Origin of the sequence: Streptomyces auratus (assembly GCF_050433025.1) — a bacterium.
GTDB classification, from domain to species: Bacteria; Actinomycetota; Actinomycetes; order Streptomycetales; family Streptomycetaceae; genus Streptomyces; species Streptomyces sioyaensis.
In genome coordinates, this window is the sequence record NZ_JBNGCB010000001.1 from 2,687,040 (window position 1) to 2,705,971 (window position 18,932).

Below are 18,932 nucleotides of genomic sequence, written 5' to 3' on the forward strand. Positions count from 1 at the left end.
TCAGGGTGCTCCGTTCGATGACGGCCGGGTTCGAGCGTCCCGCACGGAGCGTGAGGGGGGAAGAGGGGCTTCCCCCAGGGTCACCCCCCGTTGCCCCTCCGGTAACCAGGCGGCCGGGTGAGACGGGCGTGCAGGGAGCGGGCCGAGGTGTCGGTCAGGGCCGCGATCTGGTCGATGACGGCACGCATCCGCGCGGTGTCGTCGGGGGCCGTGTCGAACAGTGAACGGAACTGTGGGTCAAGGCCGTCGGGGGCGCGGGCGAGCAACGCCTCGGCCAGTTCGGCGAGGACGACACGCTGGTCGGCGCGGAGCACTTCCTGGTCGGGGCGCTGCATGACGAACCGGTCGGCGACCGCTTTCAAAACGGCGCATTCCAGCCGGGTTTCGTCCGGAACCACCAGCTCGGCGCCGTAACGGGTGAGCCGCCCGCTCCCCCACTGGGCCCGGGTGGCGGCCTCGGCCGCGAGGCAGAAGCGGCCGATCAGCTGGCTGGTGGCGTCCTTGAGGCGGGCCTGGGCGAGGGCGGAGCCGTCGTAGCCGTGCGGCCACCACTCCTGGTCCAGCAGGCGGTCCAGCGCCGCGGCCAGCTCCTCGAGGCCGGCGCCGGGCGCATAGCGCTCCCCGGCGACCGCGAAGATCTCGGCGCGCTCGGCGTCCGCCAGCAGGAGGTTGGGGTCCAGATGCCCGGCGTGCAGCCCGTCCTCGACGTCGTGCACGGAGTACGCCACATCGTCGGACCAGTCCATGACCTGCGCCTCGAAGCTCTGTGCTCCGTCGGGGGCGCCCTGCCGGAACCACTCGAAGACCGGCACGTCGTCCGCGTAGACCCCGAACTTGCGGGACGCGGGGTCACCGGGGTGGGCGCCGCGCGGCCACGGGTACTTGGTGGCCGCGTCCAGGGCGGCGCGGCTGAGGTTCAGCCCGACGCTGACCGCCGTGCCGTCCGCGGCGGGCACGAACCGCTTGGGCTCCAGGCGGGCCAGCAGCCGCAGCGACTGGGCGTTGCCCTCGAAGCCGCCGCAGGGCCCGGCGACTTCGTTGAGGATCTGCTCGCCGTTGTGGCCGAAGGGCGGGTGGCCGAGGTCGTGCGCCAGACAGGCGGTCTCGACCAGGTCCGGGTCGCAGCCGAGGGCGGCGCCGAGTTCCCGGCCGACCTGGGCGCACTCCAGGGAGTGGGTCAGCCGGGTGCGCGGGGTGGCGTCCCAGGCGGGGGTGTGCCCGCCGGGGGTGACGACCTGGGTCTTGCCGGCCAGCCGGCGCAGCGCGGCGGAGTGCAGTACCCGGGCGCGGTCGCGCTGGAAGGCGGTGCGCCCCGGCCGTTTGTCGGGCTCGGTGACCCAGCGCTCGATATCGGCCGTGGTGTAGCCGGGGATGGTCGGTCGTGTGCCCGTCATACAGCGACGGTAGCCGCCCGGGTGCGCTCGGGGTCGGATCCGGTGCGTGCGAGCAGCGCCTGGTCGTAGCGGTGCAGTACGAGACGGGCCAGTGCGGGGTGGTCTGCCAGGGGCGCGGCGGCGATGCCGGGGGCGGCGTCCGCGCACCGGGTGGCGAAGCGGCCGGGGGCGGTGAAGCAGGCGGCCACGGCGAGGTGGTCGTGGCCGCGGGCGGTCAGCGTGCGGACCGCGTCGGCGACGGTGGGAGGGGCGCCGTCCGCGGCCGGCGCGGAGTGCGCGAAGGCGGGCTGGACGGGGAGGCCGCCGAGCCGGGCCGAGAGCAGCTGTGCGATGCGCGCGGTGTCCTGGGCGGACTGCGGGGACCGGGAGCCGGCGGCGGCCAGGACGACGGCGGTGCGCGGGCCGGGGTCCGGGGGGAAGCCGGCTTCCAGGAGGCGGCCGTGGAGCGCCTCGGCAAGGAGGGGGTGCGGCCCGAGGGGGGTGGCGATCCGGCCGGTCAGGTGGGGGGCGGCCGCCAGCGCGGCGGGCAGGTCGTGGGTGACGTGGTAGCCGCGGCCGAAGAGCAGCGGGACGAGGACGGCCTCGCCGCGCAGCTCGGCCAGGGTGTCGCTGAGCAGCGGCCGGTTCAGCTCGACGTGTCCGAGCCGTACGGGCAGGCCGGGGCGGAGCGCCCGGACCCGGTCGAGCAGCGCCCGGACGGCGGGCAGGGCGCGGGGGTCACGGCTGCCGTGGGCGACGGCGACGAGGGTGGGGGCGGGCGGCTGCGGGCGGAAGCCGTGCAGCCGCACCCTGCTGAGCCGCCTGCTGAGCTGCGCGGTGATCTCGGCGGCGAGCTCGCCCGTGCCGAGGGGCGCGGCGGGGCCGCAAGACGCGGGCCGTCCCTCGGGGCGGTCGTCCGGAGCGGCCGGTTCCGGGCCGGTGGTGGTGGGGGCGGGACGGGAGGCTGAGTGCGGTATCGGCGCCGTCATACCGGGAGCGTGGCAGCGGGGCGTTGCGGCCTCGTTTCCCGGCCGCGACGTTCGTGTTCCGTCGGGCTGTCACCGGCCACGGCCACCGGGGCGGGCGGCAGGGGCATCGCGCACCCCGCCGCCCGTCCGCCACGGGGGGCGCGCTACACCTGGTGCGCGTCCACTTCCCCCAGATAGCGCTCACGGACCGCCTCATCGAGGAAGGAGGCGCGGAAGGAGTTGCGGGCGAGGGTGCGCAGGGTCTCCTGGTCGAGGCCGAGGGCGTCGCGTACGGCGCGGAAGTTGTCGTCCGCGTAGCCGCCGAAGTAGGACGGGTCGTCGGAGTTGACGGTCACCAGCAGCCCGGCGTCCAGCATCGCGGGCAGCGGGTGGTCCGCGAGGTCGTCGATGACCCGCAGCCGGACGTTGGACAGCGGGCAGACGGTCAGCGGCACCTGGTCCGCCACCAGGCGGGCCACCAGCTGCGGGTCCTCCATGGAGCGCACCCCGTGGTCGATCCGGTCCACGCCGAGGACGTCCAGGGCCTCCCACACGTAGGCCGGCGGCCCCTCCTCCCCCGCGTGCGCCACGCACTTGAGCCCGGCCTCCCGCGCCCGCGCGAAGACCTCCCGGAACTTCGACGGCGGGTGCCCCACCTCGGCCGAGTCCAGGCCGACGGCGGTGATCCGGTCCAGGTGCGGGCGGGCCGCCTCGAAGGTCGCCAGGGCCGACTCGGCGCTCTCGTCGCGCAGGAAGCACATGATCAGGCGGGTGCTGATGCCGTAGGTCTCCTCGGCGGCGTCCAGCGCGCGGGCCAGGCCGTCGATGACGGTGCTGATCGGGACGCCGCGGGCGGTGTGCGCCTGCGGGTCGAAGAAGATCTCGGCGTGGCGTACGCCCTGCTCCTTGGCGCGGGCCAGGTAGGCGTGCGCGAGGTCGGCGAAGTCGTCCTCGGTGCGCAGCACGGCCATCAGCGCGTAGTAGAGGTTCAGGAAGGACTGCAGGTCGGCGAAGGAGTAGGCGCGGCGCAGCGCGTCCTCGGCGGCGTAGGGCAGCTCGATGCCGTTGCGCCGGGCGAGCGCGAAGGCCAGTTCGGGCTCCAGAGTGCCCTCGATGTGCAGATGCAGCTCCGCCTTGGGCAGCGGCGCGGGGGAGGGAGCGGACGGGGAGGAAGGCACGCGGGTCACACCTGTTCTGCTGTGCGGGAAAGGGCCCTTGGCCGGGAAAGCCGGGGAAGGGGAAGGAATCGTCCAGGTTAGCCGGGGTGCGGTCAGTGGCCGTGGCGGCGCCCCGGGCCGGGCGGGTGCCGGTGGTCCTGCGCCGGCGTGCCGCCCCGCCAGTCGCCGCCGGCGAGGGGGGTGGCGGTGGCGCGCAGCCGGGCGGCGAGCGGGGCGGCGGCCAGGTAGACCCAGGCGCGGACGGTGCGGCCGTCGGCGCGGACCGCTTCCGTGCACACCCGCTCGTAGAGGTTGGCCGGGTCGCCCGGGACGTAGCCCTCCAGCCGGTCCAGGGCCGCGCACACCTCGTCGTAGGCACCCTCGCGGGGCAGGACCAGGGCGCCGTGCACCACCGCGTCGGCGGGCCCGGCCGTCGCGTACGGGAATCCGGGGCCGTCGTAGAGCAGGGCGCCGCGGATGTGGGCAGGTTCCTCGGCCGCGGTCCGGCCGCGCAGGGTCCGGGCGTAGTTGACCTCGCCGGGGCGCAGCGTTCCGTAGACGAAGAACGGCAGCCGCTCGGGCTCGGTGGTCATGGTGGTGGCTTCCTCTCCGGGGCTACGGGTTCCCCCGGCCACGATGCCAGGCCACCGGTGCAACCACCGCCGCGCGCCCGGCGTCGGAGCCTGCAGGGCCGATCACGAACAGACACGCGAGCAACCAGGCGAGCAGGGACGGGGCGCAGATGCGAGTACCGGAGCCGGTACGGCGGATACGGCAGGGGGTGCGGCGGCTGCGGCTGCCGCGGACCCGGCGGGGGCAACGCCGGACGTTCCAGGCCGTGGTGGCGCTGACGGTGCTCGCGCTGGCGCCGGCGACCTGGATGAACGCGACCGCGGGGCCGCGGGTGCGCGGTGTGGCGGACGCGCCCGCCGCGCCGGTCGCCCTCGTCTTCGGCGCGGGCCTGTGGAAGGGCGAGCCGTCGCCGTATCTCGCGCACCGGCTGGACGCGGCCGCCGAGCTGTACGAGCGGGGCACGGTCCGCGCGGTGCTGGTCACCGGCGACAACAGCCGGCGCGACTACGACGAGCCGGACGCGATGCGCGGCTATCTGCTGCGGCACGGCGTCCCGGCCCGCCGGATCGTCAGTGACTATGCGGGCTTCGACACCTGGGACTCCTGCAGCCGCGCGCACCGGATCTTCGGTGTGGACCGGGCGGTGCTGGTCAGCCAGGGTTTCCACATCCGGCGGGCGCTGGCGCTGTGCGGGGCGGCCGGGGTCGACTCCTACGGGGTCGCCGTCGCCGCGAAGCACGATGTGACCTGGGCGTACGGCGGTGTCCGGGAGATCTTCGCGGCCGGGAAGGCGTCGGCGGAGGCGTTGTTGCGGCCCGACCCGCACTTCCTCGGGCCGCGCGAGAAGGGGGTGACGGAGGCGCTGCGTTGACTCCCGCTCCCTTCCCTAAAGGGAGGGGATTCCTACCACGGTCGTCTGACCGTCTCGGTGGGTTCCTGCTTCACCGCGCTGCGCCGGGATGAGTGCCGGTCTTACCTGCGCTCGACAGGCTGGCACCGCCAGTCCGGCGGCCCTGGCGACGTTGACCGCCGCATTGATGTCCCGGTCAAGGACGGTTCCGCACGCCGCGCACTGCCACGTACGGATGTGCAGGGGCTTGGCGCCGTCCTTGGCGCCACAGACCGAACAGACCTGAGACGTCGGCTCGAAGCGTCCGATGCGGTGGAAGGTCCGGCCGAACCGGGCGGCCTTGTACTCCAGCATGGCGACGAACGAGGACCATCCGGCGTCGTGCACGGACTTGGCCAGGCAGGTGCGGGCGAGTCCCTTCACCGCCAGGTCCTCCACGGCAATCGCTTGGTTCTCGCGAATGATCCTTGTGGAGAGCTGGTGGTGGAACTCTCGCCGTGCGTCGGCCACCCGTGCGTGAGCGCGGGCGACCTTGCCCCTGGCCTTGTCCCGGTTATGCGAGCCCTTCGCCTTGCGGCTGAGAGCCTGCTGCGCGCGCTTGAGCTTCTTCTCCGCCCGGCGCAGGAAGCGCGGGGCATCGATCTTCGTACCGTTGGACAGGACGGCGAAGTGTCCAAGTCCGAGGTCAATGCCGACGACCGGTTCGGTCTCGGGCAACACCTCGGGGCCGGTCTGAACAACGAAGCTCGCGAAGTACCTGCCGGCCGCGTCCTTGATTACGGTCACCGTGGACGGGACCGAAGGCAGGGTGCGAGACCACTTCACCCGTACGTCCCCGATCTTCGGCAGGGACAGGTCGCCGCCGGGGGTGATCTTCCACCGGGCATTCGCGGTGAACCGTACGGTCTGCCGGTTGTCCTTGCGGGACTTGAAGCGCGGGGCTCCCATGCGCGGGCGCTTGCCCTTGAGGCCGTCGAAGAAGTTCCGGTAGGCGGTCTCCAGGTCCCGCAAGGACTGTTGCAGCACGACGGCTGACACCTCGCCAAGCCAGGCGCGCTCTTCGGTCTTCTTCGCTTCGGTGATCAGCAGTTTGGACAGCACCCCAGCCTTCAGCAACGGCTCACCTGCGGCGCGGGCGGTCTCACGAACGCGGAGCGCGTCGTTGTAGACCACCCGCGCACACCCGAACGCCTGGGCCAGCGCGGTGCGCTGAGGGCCGTTCGGGTACAGGCGGAAGCTGTACCTCAACTGCATGCCGATCACCGTAATACAGTGGTTTATGCCCGTACCGGAGAACACCCGAACCGATCATCACGGCGGCGTGGTAGTACTTCGCCGGGTCGCCTGGTGCTCCGCCGTCGATCGTGCAAAGAGCAGTCCCCGGAATCGCTTCACCACCGGGCCGAAGCCCGGCGCACTACGATGAGCCCCAGTAGCGCCCCCGTCACCCCGTGCCTGTCTTACAGATCACGGGAGCAGTGATCCGTAAGACAGGCCCGCGGGCTCACCCCTGGGTCGCCCGGGCGTACAGGCTGAGGATCTTCGTCCCGAAGTACGGGCTGTAGCTGGTCCGGTCGTTGTCCGGGCCCTTGGGACCACCGCCGTTCAGGCCGCCGATCAGGCCGATGACCCGGCCGGTGTGGCTCTGCTCGTCGTAGTCGGTCAGCCAGGGGCTGCCGGAGGTGCCGCCGTAGAATCCGCCGCACGACATGCGCAGTTCGCGGGTTCCGGTCAGCCGCTCGGTGCGGGTGGCGCAGCGCACCGCCCGGTCCTGGGGGTCGTTGCGGACGTTCGGGTAGCCGATGACGGTGACGTCGTTGCCGTAACCGGGCGTCGGGGTGAGGGTGTTGCCGCCGGTGACGTCCTCGATGCGGCGGCCGTCGTCGTCGGCCGCGACGGTGGCGAAGGCGAAGTCGAGGTCCGCCCCGTCACCGGTGGTCCCGCGGCCGGGGTAGGCGAAGGTGTCGTCTATCGCCCACACGCCGTACGGCTGGGTGGTCGCGCCGGAACGATACTGCGGGACGAAAGCGGCACGGCTGCCCGGATTGCAGTGCCCGGCGGTGAGGATCAGATTGCCGTGCGGGCTGTGCACCACGCTGGCGGTGCAGTGGTGCGCGCGGGCGTCCCCGTCGACGGAGAACAGCACGCCGACGGACGGGATGCCGTCGAAGTGCCGTGCGGTGGCGGTACGTTGGCCGGCCGCCGGGGCCGACCGGGCCGTCATGGCGGAGCCCTGGGCCTGGGGCCCGGCGGGCGCCGCGGCCGCCATCCGCTCGGCCGTCCAGTAGGCGGCGGCGTCCCGGCTGGTCCAGCCGGCGTCCGTGGCGGGTCTCTTGGCCTTCGGCGCCTCGTGCCGGGCGCCGTCGACCGCATGGCCGAAGGGCGCGGCGGCCAGGCACACCGCCAGGCCGAGTGCGGCCGTCGCGCCCCTGCGCCACCGGCGGTTGCGCCGCCGCTGCTCGGCTCGCGTCATCTCGTGGTTCCCCGTCTGGTCTCGCTGCACGTCAGCTCGTCTCCTTGGTGACCCAGGACAGATAGCCGGCGCCACCGCGGGTGACGGGGGTGGCGATGATCTCCGGGGTGTCGTAGTCGTGGGCGTTGAGGAGATAGGCCTCCAGCGCGTCATAGCGCGCCTCGGCCGTCTTGAAGAGCACCTGCCACTCCTGGCCGGTCTCGACCGCGTTGTCCCAGCGGAACACCGAGGTCACCGGGGCGCTGATCTGTGCGCAGGCGGCGAGCCTGCCCTCGATCGCGCCGCGGGCCAGTTGCGCGGCCTTGGCCTCGCTGTCGATGGTGGTCATGACGGTCAGGAACCGGGCCTGCCGCCCGGTGGGGTCGGGCACGTCGTTCAGGGCACTCGGGTCGGCCACGTTGCGCATCCTTCGCGGTGGGGGGACGGGACGGTGGGGCCGCATCGGACAAGCACGCCTGTCCGATGGCGCTGGACCGCAATGCATCGTACGGACCGAGATGATCATCCCGTAAGTGACTTGGCCCGCTCGGCTCGGGTATGCACCCGGACGCCCCCCTCGGAGGTCCGGCCCCGCCCGGCGAACTCCCCGGTTGCGCGGCCCCGCGCACCGGCAACGATGGAAGGGGAGCCCGGCCCGTCGGTCCGCACGCGAAAGGCCCGCATCATGGACGACCTCAGCGCACTCGCCCGTCAGCAGCTCGACGACGCCAGGGCCTCCGCCCACGGGCGCAGCGGCCATCTCTTCCTGCACGACGGCCCGCTGCGGCAGAGCGTGATCGCGATGATCGCCGGCACCGCACTCGACGAGCACAACACCCCTCCGGCCGCCAGCCTTCAGGTACTTCACGGGCGGGTCCGGGTGACCGGGTCCGGCGGCGGCCAGGAACTGACGGCCGGTCAGGTCGCGATGAGCCCGCGCGAGCGGAACGGCCTGCTGGCCCTTGACGACGCGGCGGTGCTGCTGACGGCCGTCACGGAGATACCGGACCGGGACCACCGCAAGGCGGCGACGGCGGCGGTGGGGGCGGCCCGGAAGTAGTGGGGGCGGCCCGGAAGTAGCGGAACGGATTCCCGGGCCCGAGGTTTCCCAGACTTCACGCTTTTCTGAATGTTGTGTACTCTCGCGAGTATGACCAGTCCGCGTGCGAAGGTGCAGCTGACCGGCGAGAAGGAAACCCTCCTCGCCACGCTCTACGGCCGCGCGGTCGACAGCCGTGCACAGGACCCGATCCTGGGGGACCCGACGGCAGCCGACACCGTGCGGCGGCTCGACTACGACTTCACGAAGATGCGGATCAGCCCCGCCGACGCCGCCGCAATCGCCCTGCGCGCCCGGCAGTTGGACGTCTGGACGGCACGCTTCCTCGCCCGGCACGAGGAGGCGACGGTGGTCCACCTGGGCTGCGGCCTCGACAGCCGGGTCCACCGGCTCGACCCGGGCCCGGGGGTGCGGTGGTACGACATCGACTACCCCGAGGTCATCGCGCTGCGGCGGCAGCTCTATCCGGAGCGCGCGGGATACACGGCCCTCGCCTCGTCGGTGACTGACCCGGAATGGCTGGCGCGGGTTCCGTCGGACCGGCCGACGATGGTCGTGGCCGAGGGCCTGTTGATGTATCTGACCGAGGCGGACGGCAGTGCGCTGCTGCGTCGGCTGATGGCGCACGCACCGCGCGGTGAGCTGGCCTTCGACGCCTTCAGCCGGTTCGCGATCCGCAGTCAGCGGATCAACCGCGTCGTCGTGGCGGCCGGCGCGCGACTGTACTGGGGCACGGACGCCGCGGGCCTCGCGCGGCTGAGCCCGAAGCTGGAGATCGTCGAGAGCCTCAGCGCCCTGGAGCTCCCGGGCATCGGCAAACTGCCGGCCCGCTACCGCCTGGCGGCCCGGGCGCTGGCGAAGGTGCCCGCGGTGCGGGACATGGCGCGGCTCTACCACTGCCGGTTCTGAGCGGGGCGGCCCGCGGCGGGACCGTCAGCCCGCCAGCCACTGGTCGTAGACCAGCTTGCACAGCAGGGCGACGACCACGACCACCAGCACCCCGCGGACGAAGCCCGCGCCGCGCTTGAGCGCCATCCGGGCGCCCACCATTCCGCCGGCGAGATTGAACAGCGCGAGCACGGCGCCGAGTTGCCACAGCACGGTGCCCTGGAGCGAGAACATCGTCAGCGCGCCGATGTTGGTGCAGACGTTGATGACCTTGGCGGTGGCCGAGGCGGTCACCAGGTCCATGTGCAGCAGCGCGGCGAGCGCGAGGATCAGGAACGCGCCGGTCCCGGGCCCGATCAGGCCGTCGTAGAAGCCGATGCCCAGGCCCGCGACGAGGACGGCCGCCAGCACGCGCCGGGCGGAGACCGGGCCCGAGGGCGCGGGTGCGGTGCCGAAGGCGGGGCGGAGCAGGACGAAGACGAGCACCGCCAGCAGTACAGCCATGATCAGCGGCCGCAGCACCGCGCTGTTGATGCCCGCCGCGAAGAACGCCCCGCCCAGCGAACCGGCCATCGCGGCCAACCCGATCCGCAGCGCCGTCCGGACATCGATCGGGGCCTTGCGGACGTAGGTGACCGCGGCCGCGGTGGTGCCGACGATGGCGGTGGACTTGTTGGTGGCGAGCACATAGGCGGCCGGCGTGTGCGGGAGGCCGACCAGCAGCGCCGGGAGCAGCAGCAGTCCACCACCGCCCACGACGGCATCGATCCAGCCCGCCGCGAGGGCGGCCAGCGCGAGCAGGGTCAGGGTGAACAGCGATATGTCAGCGGGCACCAGGTGATCTTAGGGACCGTGCGCGCCCGGGCCGGGGGAATTCGGCCGCCGCCGGGCCGCGGAAGCCTGGCGCCAATGTCCGGGCGAGCCCGCGCCGTTGTGTCCGGGGGCTGGTACCCGCCACCGAAGTGCGCTGCGCCGATCGGGCTAAATGGCGTGCCAACTGTGGTGCGTCGTCCGGCCGGTCACTTCAATCGGTGCTACCGACGGTGGGGTGCCCATCCCCTGTCGGGGGACCAGGGACGACTGCCGTCATGCGGCAATTCCGTCCTGTTCTTCAGGGCACCCCCGGCAGGTGAGCATGTGCGGAGCGTTTCCTTTTCTCTGGCGTGCAGCAGCCCCCCACCTCCTTCGTGGAGCCTTCGAAAGGGGCTGTCCAACATGGCACTCACTGTCTCCCTCACCCCGTCAACCGTTCCGGCGGGCGGCGTATTCACCGCCACGGCCACCGGTGCCGTACCGGGAGAGCTGGTCACCTTCACCTACGACGCGGCAACACCCGTGGTGGTGAACGCCAACGGCAGCGGTTCTGCGTCCGCCACCCTCACGGCGACCACTTCGGGGCCGGTTGTTGCCACCGCCGCCAGTGGTTCCGGTTCGGCGCAGCTGACCGTCACCGCGGCGCCGAACTGTGTGGTCACCCTGACCTCGTCGCCGGCCACCCCGGTCGCCGGCCAGCCCGTGACCCTCACCGCCACCGTCACCTGCGGCGGCACCCCGGTCCCGGGTGCGACGGTCGTCTTCAGCACCACCAGCGGAACCCTGGGGGTCGGTGTCACCGGTGCCGGCGGCACAGCCACCCTGACCACCTCCGCGCTGCCCACCGGCAGCACCGTCGTCACGGGCACCGTCGTCGCCGCCAGCACCACCTGCACCTGCGTCGGCGTCGCCGCGACCACCACCGTGAACGTCACCCCGCCGCCGAGCTGCGTGGTCACCCTGACCTCGTCGCCCGCCACCCCGGTCGCCGGCCAGCCCGTGACCCTCACCGCCACCGTCACGTGCAACGGCGCCCCGGTCGTAGGCGCGACGGTCCTGTTCACCAGCACCAGCGGTCCGCTGGGCGTCGGCGTCACCGGCGCCGGCGGCACGGCCACCGTGACCACCAGCACGCTGCCCGCCGGCGCCAACGCCGTCACGGCCACCGTCTCTGCTGCCACCACCACCTGCACCTGCGTCGGCGTCGCCGCGACCACCACCGTGACCGTCACCCCGGCGCCGAGCTGCGTGGTCACCCTGACCTCGTCGCCCGCCACCCCGGTCGCCGGCCAGCCCGTGACCCTCACCGCCACCGTCACCTGCGGCGGCGCCCCGGTCGTGGGCGCGACGGTCCTGTTCACCACCACCAGCGGTCCTCTGGGGGCCGGCGTCACCGGTGCCGGCGGCACGGCCACCCTGACCACCAGCCTGCTGCCCGCTGGAGCCAACGTCGTCACAGCCACCGTCGCTGCTGCCACCACCACCTGCACCTGCGTCGGCGTCGCCGCGACCACCACCGTGACCGTCACCCCGGCGCCGGGCTGCGTGGTCACCCTGACCTCGTCGCCCGCCAGCCCGGTCGTCGGCCAGCTGGTGACCCTCACGGCCACCGTCACGTGCAACGGCGCCCCGGTCGTGGGCGCGGTGGTCCTCTTCACCAGCACCAGCGGTCCCCTGGGCGTCGGTGTCACCGGTCTCACCGGCACGGCCAGCGCGACCACCAGCGCGCTGCCCGCCGGCGCCAACGCCGTCACGGCCACCGTTCTCTTCGCCCCCACCACCTGCAACTGCCTCGGCTCTTCCGCGACCACGACCGTGACCGTCGGGGGCGTGGGGACAGGGACCCTCACGGCGAACCCGGCCTGCTACCGGCTGGACTTCCCGCCGCTGTCCGCCCACGCCACGTTCACCGCGAGTGGCGCGACGCCGGGTTCGACGGTCTCGTTCCACCTGGGCACGGCCACCGGGACCGTGGTGTGCACCGCCGTTGCCGACGCGAGCGGCAACGCCAGCTGCACGGCCACCCTCAGCCTCTTCCAGCTGGGGTTCGCCACCTTCACCGCGACCAGCGGGACGCAGGCTTCCACCAGCAGCCTGACCCTCTGCACCACCTGATCCCCGGCGCACATGCGGCACGGCCACACAGCGTGCCGTCGCTCACCTGAACCGGCACAACCGGCCCAGGGCTGCTGAGCGGCCCGGAAACACAGCCGTCCCCCGTATCGCAACTACGGGGGACGGCTGTAGGGCCACAAGGATAGGCAAAGGAGTGCGACATGGGTTGCAATTGCGGCGGAGGTGCCCGCCCGACCACCACTGTCTACCAGTTGAATCTGCCCGACGGCACCGCCCGCCAGTTCTACACCTGGCAAGAGGCAGAAGCCGCCAACCAGCGGGCGGGCGGCCTCGGCACCATCGTCATCATCAATCAGTAGCCGAAACGACCGGCCGGTGCCGCCGTCTCTTCCGCCAGCGGGTCGGGGAAACGGCCGGCCCCGGCCTTCGAAGCAGGGCAGTTGCCGAGGCGCGAGGCGGCCCCAATTCCTTTTCGGGAAACTCACGGCGAGAGGACGGACTCCCCCATGAGCCTTTTAGAGTTTCTGCTTTCCCTCGGCGCCACGTGCCGCCTCACCAGATTCCTCACGAAGGACACCCTCGCCGGGGGTTTTCGCTCCTGGATCGCCGACCGCTTCGGCGACGACTCCAAACCCTCCTATCTGGTCAGTTGCAGCTGGTGTACGAGCATCTGGGTGGCCGCCGCCATGACCGCCCTCACGCACTGGGCCGGCGGGACCCCCGCGCTGCAGCTCACCACCACCGCCCTGTCGCTCTCCTACCTCGCCGGGCTCGCCTCCCGCTGGCTCGACTGATCGTCGCGGAAGAGCAGACGCGTACCCCGGCTCTTCGCGACCCGGTGCACCTCCACCAGCGCATCGGTCAGCTCGACGGCCAGCAGCTGAAGCTCCCCGGACGTCCACCCGCGCCCCGCGAAGACGCGCCGCGCTTCGTCGATGAGGTCGACGGCCGTGGCGAGCTGTTCCTCCTCGACGGCGTCGGCGACCCGGGCCACGTACCCGGTTCCGTCGCTCACCAGAAAGCACGGCTTGCCGTCCAGGCTCGTCCACGGCAGCAGCCGCGCGATGGGTTCGGTCATGTCCTCAACTCCCCTACTCATGGACACCAGGTGTAGTCAAATCGTCACTGGATCAACGCAACGGGCAATAGAATCGGGGTGCTTGAGGCAGTAGGACTCAAGCCTGCGACCTGGGCGCGCGCTCCCATCTCAAGAGGTCATGGCGTTGGACGAGACGACCCCACCCGAGCACTTGAATCCGCTCCAGCGATTCGGTCGCGACGTCAGACAGGTACGTCTGGCCCGCAAGCTCACCCAGAAGCATCTGGGCAAGGCGACGGGCTATTCCGAGGGGTACGTCAGCAAGGTCGAATCCGGCACGATGCTGCCCAGGCCCAGTGAGAAATTCGCCAAGGGCTGCGACACCGTGTTCGGGACGGGGGAGTTGTTCGCCGGTCTGCTGCGTCGGATCGACGAAGGGGATCACCCGAGTTGGTTCGTGCCGTATCTCAATCTGGAGCGGAAGGCTTCGCGGATACTGGATTATTCGGCGAGCCTTGTGATGGGGCTCCTCCAGACGGAGGCGTACGCACGGGCAGTCTTCCGCTCAACGCATCCACGCGAAGAGTCGGACCTGATCGAGGGCAGGGTTGCCGCCCGCCTTCGCCGTCGTGAGCTGTTCGAGCTCGATGCTCCACCGCTCCTGTGGGTCATCCTTCATGAGGCGTGTCTGCGGACGGATGTGGGCGGCGCCGAGGCCATGCCCGAGCAGCTTGAGTATCTGCTGACGGCAGCCACCTCACCTCACATCGACCTCCAGGTTCTGCCGTACTCAGCGGGAGCTCCAGCGGTGCACCTGCCATTCACCCTGCTGGCCTTTGACGACTCTCCTACTGTGCTCTACGCGGATGGCCCGCAGGGAGGCAAGCTTTACGACTCCGCCAAGACTGTGGGCACACACCTCGACAGCTACGATCGACTGCGGGCGAACGCGTTGTCTCCTGAGAGATCGCGGGCCCTCATCAAGTCCCTGTTGAAGGAGTACAGATGGTGAGCACTGACTTCGATCTTACGACCGCCGAGTGGGTCAAGTCGTCCTACAGCGGTGGCGACGGCGGCCAGTGCATCGAATTCTCCCGCGACTTCACGTGGGTCAAGTCGTCCTACAGCGACGCCAACGGCGGGGAATGCATCGAATTCTCCCCCGACCTCGCCTGGGTCAAGTCCTCCTACAGCGATGGCGACGGCGGCCAATGCATCGAGTTCTCCCCCGCCCTCACCCAAGTCCACGGGGTCGTCCCCGTCCGTGACTCCAAGAACCCCGACGGCCCGGCGCTCGTCTTCCCGGCGGGCGGCTGGTCGTCCTTCGTCTCGGCCGTCCAGCGCGGGGAGTTCACCGTCTGACGGGCGAAATCCGGTGTTGTCCCGCAGGCGCCTGCCGATAGCGTCAACCTCCATGCGCATTCTTGTTCTTGGCGGTACGTCATTCGTCGGCCGCGCCATTGTGGAAGACGCCCTGCGCAGCGGGGTCGAGGTCACCTTATTCGGCCGGGGCAGGACCGGGGCGGAGCTGTTCCCGGAGCTGACCCGGCTGATCGGTGACCGGGACACCGGTGACTACGGGGCGCTGGGTGAGGGCAGTTGGGACGCGGTCGTGGATGTCAGCGGCTATGTCCCGCGGCATGTCGGGCAGGCGATGGACGCACTGGGCGACCGGGTCGGCCGGTATCTGTTCCTCTCCAGCCATGCGGTCTACCGGCGGGAGGGGCTGGGGCCGGGTTCCGACGAGGACACCCCGCGCCGCCCGCCCGTACGGGACACCGAGGAGCTGACCGAGGCCACCTACGGCCCGTGCAAGGTGGCCTGTGAGGACGATGTGCTGGCGCGGTACGGCGCGCGGGCGACGATCGTGCGGGCCGGGAAGGTGGCCGGGCCGCACGACCCGTCGGACACCTTCACGTACTGGGTGCGCCGGGCCGCCCGGGGCGGACGCGTGGCGCTGCCCGCCGATCCCGGACAGCCGGTGCAGATCATCGACTCGCGGGACCTGGCCCGCCTCGTCGTGCAACTGCTCGTCGACGACCGTCCGGGCGCCTTCCACGCGGTGGGACCGGCCGAGCCGGTCACGCTCGGCGGGCTGATCGAGACCTGTGCGCGGGTGGCCGGCAGCCGGGTCGAGCTCGTACGGGTGCCGGACGACGACCTGCCGCTGTTGTTTCCGCTGGTGCGGGACGACTGGGCGACCCAGCAGCGCAGCCCGGCCCGCGCGCGGGCGGCGGGGCTGCCCGCGACCCCGCTGGAGGTGACCGCGGCCGATGTCCTGGCCTGGGACCGGGCGCGCGGTGAGCCGCCGCTGACGGCGGGGTTCACACCCGAGGAGGAGCGGGCGCGGCTGGCGCGCCGGGACGGTTCTTAGAACTCGGCGGCTCGTAGGGCGGAATTCCCCGTCACAGCCGGTCGAGCAACTGCCGTTTCTTCTGCTCGAACTCGGCGGTGGTGAGGACGCCGGCCGCGTGCAGGTCGCCGAGCTTGGCGAGCTGGTCAAGGACGTCCTGGGACGGAGCCGGGGGCGCGGCCGGGGCAGCGGACGGAGCTGCGGCGGTCCGCCCGAGGGAGCCCACGGCCAGGCGCAACGCCTCGTCGAGCCGTGCCAGGTCCTCCCCCTTGAGGCGTCCGAACTCGACGACGGGACCCCGCAGGGTCTCCACCCGCAGGACGCCCTGGGTCACCTTCTGGGTACCCGCCACCGCCCTGATCTCCCCTAGGTGGAGCGCGGACAGCTCCGGCCCGGAGAACTTGTCACGGACGAACATCAGCCGCTGGTTCGTGAGGACGACCGTGCCCAGGTCGTTGCCCAGGAAGCACTCGGCCACGACGAAGACCTGCTCCCCGCCGAGGAGGAGGCCGGGCAGGTGCTTGAGGCTCAACCAGCAGCGGTCGCCGGTGGCCGAGGCGAGCCCGGCGGCCATGATGTCCTCGCGGGCGGCGGCCGCCGGGCCGATCTTGCGCGCGAGTCGGTCGATGCGCTGCTGCTCCGCGGCGTGTTCGCGTACGGCTCGGTCCTCCGCGGCCCGTTCCCGGGCGCGTTCCCGGTCGGCCAGCCAGGCGACCAGGGGGTCGTGCGCGGCCTCATAGGCGGCGGCCACGTCGATGTCCTGGGCGTCGTTCGTCCGCACGACGTTCCACAGATACTCGTGGAGGCCGCGGAACGCCTCGCGCTGCCCGTACGTGAAACCGATCGTGTTGGGGTCCTCGGCGGACCCCACCGGGACCAGGACGCCGCCGCCGAACCACAGGTGGAGGTGTCCGCGCCGCAGCCTCGTCGCATCCTTGAGCTCCACGCCGGACAGCGCCTGGAAGGGCAGTTCGCGCGGAGGAAGCGGGCTCGGCCGCTGGTCCGTCCGGCAGACGGTGAGCGACGCCGCACCGATCTCGACCCAGCCGCCCGCACCCTCGTACCTGACCATCCCGCAGCCCCCCGCCGGTTCGATCGTGATGCCGGACAGTCTACGGGCGCCGTGGCGGCGAGGGCCGCTGAGCGCTACCCAGGGCGTCGACGTACGACTTGCCACTCGGCATGTGAAGCTCGGTACTTGGAGCGCGGTTCTTAGAACTCTCTTACCGCTGATGCGTAATCAGTCCTTCATGAATTCCCACCCCCACAAGACCGCTGGACACCGCCGTCCCGCCCGCGTGCTGGCCGCCTCGCTCGCGCTGACCGCGACCGCCCTCGGGCTCACCGGATGTGACAGTGCGGCAGCCGGCACCCTGGAGGGCAGCCGGCTCCAACTCCCCGTCTCCGGCGGCACCGCCGTCGTCGACACCGCCTCCCTCGCGGTGACCGCGCACACCAGCGGTGGGCGGCAGCTGGTGCTGTCCGAGGGAGCCGCGGGCGGGCTGGGCAAGCCCGGTGCGGTGACGCGGACGGCCGACGGGGCGCGCTGGAGCTACCCCGACAAGGGCCTTCAGGTGGCCGCGAGTTCGGCGCGCGGGCGGCTGCGGATCACGCTGCGGTCGGACCGCGACGGATCGGTCGACTGGCCGGTGACCGGCACCGACCGGGCCGCCTCCGCCGTTCAGGTGCCGCGCGGCGAGGGGCTGGACATCCCGGTGCGGGACGCGTTCTGGAACGCCGGCCCCCAGAAGGGCGGGCTGGCCGGGAGCACCGTCGACATGGGCGAGGCCCTCTCGCTGCCCCTGTGGGGCTACTCCATGGGCGGGGCGGGCGACAAGGGCGGCGGGAGTGGCGTCAGTTACCTCACCCCGACCGACCTCGGGACCTCGCTGCGGTTCACCTCCGCCGGAGGCCGGCTGCGCACCACGGCCCAGCATGCCTTCGACGCCGGTGAGGGCACCCGTGACTACGAGGTCTCCTTCGCCCTCACCGACGGCAACCCGGTCGCCCCCGCCGCCGACTACCGCTCCTACCTCTCGCAGCGCGGCCAGCTCGGCGGCCTGCGCAAGAAGATCCGGCAGAACCCGGCCACCGAAAAGCTGCTGGGCGCGTTCCACGCGTATGTGTGGGGCGATGCGCGGACCGCCCCCGGGGTCGAGGAGCTGAAGAAGCTGGGCGTGGACCGGATGTGGCTCGGCTACGACTCCGGTCCCGACCCGATGAAGGCGCCGGCGGTGCGGGCCGCCAAGAAGGCGGGCTATCTCGTCGGGCCGTACGACACCTTCGCCAACGGCCAGGACCCCGCGAAGGCCGACAGCCCCACCTCCGTCTGGCCGGGCCGGGTCTACCCCGACTTCTGCATCCGCCGGGCCGACGGGACCCCGCAGCCGGGCTTCGGCAAGCGCGGCTGCTACCTCAGCTCGCGCGCCTTCGAGAAGGCCGAGCCGGACCGGCACTACCTCGCCGACCGCACCCGCAAGATGGTCGCCAACGGCGCCGACAGCTACTTCCTCGATGTGGATGCGACGGGAGAGCTGTTCCGCGATCACGGCGAGGGCCATGAGATGACCAAGGCCGGCGACCGCGCGAGCCGGCTGGCCCGGATGGTGCGGCTGTCGAAGAACCTCGTCCTGGGTTCGGAGGGCGCCCAGGCGTGGGCCAACAAGGTGCTGGCCTACAACCACGGCTCGGGCACCCCGGTCGACGACGGCCTGTGGGGTCTGGAGCGGGACAAGGAGACGTGGGGCGGCTACGCGCCGGAGAAGGCCCCCGGCGCCTTCTTCAAGCCGGTCCGGCTGCCCGCCCGGATGGCCACCGCCATGTACGACCCCAAGTACCGCGCGCCGCTCTACGAGAGCGCACTGCACGGCTCGCTGGTGAATGTGGAGCGCTGGGAGCTGTCGTACCAGAAGCTGCCGGCCCAGAAGACCACCCGGGCGCTGCTGGCGATGCTCTACAACACCCCGCTGAACTTCGTTCTCGACGGCCCGACGCTGCGGAAGGACGGGCCGGAGCTCGCCGCGCTGCAGAAGTTCTTCTCGCCGCTGCACCGCGCCGCCGGCACGCAGCAGATGTCCTCGTTCCGGTGGCTGACCGGTGATCGCAGCGTCCAGCGCACGGTCTTCGGCAAGGGCGCGCTGACCGTCACCGCCAACTTCGGCAGCAAGGCCCATGGCGGCCTGCCGGGCGGCTGTGTGGATGCCAAGCTGGCCACCGACCAGCAGCCGCGACGGCTCTGCCCGGCACAGCTGACCGGCTGACCGACCGGTCGGCAGCCCGCTGACCTGCTGATCTGCCGGAGGGCGGCGGCCCGCGCGGCGGCCGGCCTCA

Annotated in this window: 20 protein-coding genes; 10 read left to right on the forward strand and 10 right to left on the reverse strand. The window is 71.9% G+C overall.

All coding sequences use genetic code 11. The features are described 5' to 3' along the window. Positions 1–80: 80 nt before the first annotated feature. From BKA18_RS11590 to BKA18_RS11605, 4 genes are all read right to left on the reverse strand, one after another. On the reverse strand, positions 81–1,394 hold the full coding sequence (locus BKA18_RS11590) for a deoxyguanosinetriphosphate triphosphohydrolase (protein WP_366043060.1): 1,314 nt from the start codon (positions 1,392–1,394) through the stop codon (positions 81–83). Continuing rightward, positions 1,391–2,362, reverse strand: coding sequence for a sirohydrochlorin chelatase (locus BKA18_RS11595; protein ID WP_366043061.1), 972 nt, complete (start codon positions 2,360–2,362; stop codon positions 1,391–1,393). The genes BKA18_RS11590 and BKA18_RS11595 overlap by 4 nt, the downstream gene beginning before the upstream one ends. A 143-nt stretch (positions 2,363–2,505) precedes the next feature. Next, entirely contained in the window at positions 2,506–3,519 is a 1,014-nt protein-coding gene (locus tag BKA18_RS11600) for an adenosine deaminase (RefSeq protein WP_366043062.1), read from the reverse strand. A gap of 92 nt (positions 3,520–3,611) precedes the next feature. Beyond that, entirely contained in the window at positions 3,612–4,091 is a 480-nt protein-coding gene (locus BKA18_RS11605; protein ID WP_366043063.1) for a gamma-glutamylcyclotransferase family protein, read from the reverse strand. 149 nt (positions 4,092–4,240) lie between these two features. Between BKA18_RS11605 and BKA18_RS11610 the strand changes: the two genes are divergently transcribed. Beyond that, on the forward strand, positions 4,241–4,942 hold the full coding sequence (locus BKA18_RS11610) for a SanA/YdcF family protein (RefSeq protein ID WP_366043064.1): 702 nt from the start codon (positions 4,241–4,243) through the stop codon (positions 4,940–4,942). Positions 4,943–4,957: 15 nt separating this feature from the next. Here BKA18_RS11610 and BKA18_RS11615 read toward each other — a convergent pair whose 3' ends face one another. From BKA18_RS11615 to cutA, 3 genes are all read right to left on the reverse strand, one after another. After that, entirely contained in the window at positions 4,958–6,175 is a 1,218-nt protein-coding gene (locus tag BKA18_RS11615; RefSeq protein ID WP_366043065.1) for an RNA-guided endonuclease InsQ/TnpB family protein, read from the reverse strand. A 250-nt stretch (positions 6,176–6,425) separates the two neighbouring features. Then, entirely contained in the window at positions 6,426–7,424 is a 999-nt protein-coding gene (locus BKA18_RS11620) for a trypsin-like serine peptidase (protein WP_366043067.1), read from the reverse strand. Between the two features lies 1 nt (position 7,425). Continuing rightward, positions 7,426–7,791 (reverse strand): divalent-cation tolerance protein CutA, encoded by a 366-nt coding sequence (gene cutA / locus BKA18_RS11625; RefSeq protein ID WP_366043069.1) that lies wholly within the window; start codon positions 7,789–7,791, stop codon positions 7,426–7,428. Between the two features lie 267 nt (positions 7,792–8,058). Between cutA and BKA18_RS11630 the strand changes: the two genes are divergently transcribed. After that, the gene (locus BKA18_RS11630; protein WP_366043071.1) at positions 8,059–8,433 is read left to right on the forward strand and encodes a cupin domain-containing protein; all 375 of its coding nucleotides are present in this window, start codon (positions 8,059–8,061) and stop codon (positions 8,431–8,433) included. A gap of 90 nt (positions 8,434–8,523) precedes the next feature. After that, complete coding sequence (locus BKA18_RS11635; RefSeq protein WP_366043073.1) at positions 8,524–9,342, forward strand: class I SAM-dependent methyltransferase; 819 nt, start codon at positions 8,524–8,526, stop codon at positions 9,340–9,342. 24 nt (positions 9,343–9,366) lie between these two features. On the opposite strand, the gene BKA18_RS11640 is transcribed toward BKA18_RS11635, so the two are convergent. Next, entirely contained in the window at positions 9,367–10,155 is a 789-nt protein-coding gene (locus BKA18_RS11640; RefSeq protein ID WP_093483103.1) for a sulfite exporter TauE/SafE family protein, read from the reverse strand. A 381-nt stretch (positions 10,156–10,536) separates the two neighbouring features. On the opposite strand from BKA18_RS11640, the gene BKA18_RS11645 reads away from it, so the two are divergent. From BKA18_RS11645 to BKA18_RS11655, 3 genes are all read left to right on the forward strand, one after another. Then, positions 10,537–12,249 (forward strand): Ig-like domain repeat protein, encoded by a 1,713-nt coding sequence (locus tag BKA18_RS11645; RefSeq protein WP_366043075.1) that lies wholly within the window; start codon positions 10,537–10,539, stop codon positions 12,247–12,249. A gap of 161 nt (positions 12,250–12,410) precedes the next feature. Then, positions 12,411–12,569: a DUF7196 family protein gene (locus tag BKA18_RS11650; protein ID WP_366043076.1), complete on the forward strand. Its 159-nt coding sequence runs from the start codon at positions 12,411–12,413 to the stop codon at positions 12,567–12,569. 147 nt (positions 12,570–12,716) lie between these two features. Continuing rightward, positions 12,717–13,004, forward strand: a complete 288-nt coding sequence (locus BKA18_RS11655; RefSeq protein WP_366043077.1) for a hypothetical protein — start codon at positions 12,717–12,719, stop codon at positions 13,002–13,004. On the opposite strand, the gene BKA18_RS11660 is transcribed toward BKA18_RS11655, so the two are convergent. Next, on the reverse strand, positions 12,968–13,288 hold the full coding sequence (locus BKA18_RS11660; protein WP_366043078.1) for a hypothetical protein: 321 nt from the start codon (positions 13,286–13,288) through the stop codon (positions 12,968–12,970). The two genes, BKA18_RS11655 and BKA18_RS11660, sit on opposite strands and share 37 nt — an antisense overlap. Before the next feature lie 139 nt (positions 13,289–13,427). On the opposite strand from BKA18_RS11660, the gene BKA18_RS11665 reads away from it, so the two are divergent. The 3 genes from BKA18_RS11665 to BKA18_RS11675 are packed head-to-tail and all read left to right on the forward strand — an operon-like array spanning position 13,428 to position 15,623. After that, positions 13,428–14,261, forward strand: a complete 834-nt coding sequence (locus BKA18_RS11665; protein WP_366043079.1) for a helix-turn-helix domain-containing protein — start codon at positions 13,428–13,430, stop codon at positions 14,259–14,261. Beyond that, positions 14,255–14,611 (forward strand): DUF397 domain-containing protein, encoded by a 357-nt coding sequence (locus tag BKA18_RS11670; protein ID WP_366043080.1) that lies wholly within the window; start codon positions 14,255–14,257, stop codon positions 14,609–14,611. The genes BKA18_RS11665 and BKA18_RS11670 overlap by 7 nt, the downstream gene beginning before the upstream one ends. Before the next feature lie 52 nt (positions 14,612–14,663). Next, entirely contained in the window at positions 14,664–15,623 is a 960-nt protein-coding gene (locus tag BKA18_RS11675; RefSeq protein ID WP_366043081.1) for an NAD-dependent epimerase/dehydratase family protein, read from the forward strand. Between the two features lie 31 nt (positions 15,624–15,654). Here BKA18_RS11675 and BKA18_RS11680 read toward each other — a convergent pair whose 3' ends face one another. Continuing rightward, positions 15,655–16,674 (reverse strand): SHOCT domain-containing protein, encoded by a 1,020-nt coding sequence (locus BKA18_RS11680; protein WP_366043082.1) that lies wholly within the window; start codon positions 16,672–16,674, stop codon positions 15,655–15,657. A gap of 178 nt (positions 16,675–16,852) precedes the next feature. Here BKA18_RS11680 and BKA18_RS11685 point away from each other — a divergent pair, with 178 nt between their 5' ends. Beyond that, positions 16,853–18,862 carry a glycoside hydrolase gene (locus BKA18_RS11685; protein ID WP_366043084.1) on the forward strand — a complete coding sequence of 670 codons (2,010 nt, stop codon included), beginning with the start codon at positions 16,853–16,855 and terminating at the stop codon, positions 18,860–18,862. Positions 18,863–18,932: the final 70 nt, after the last annotated feature.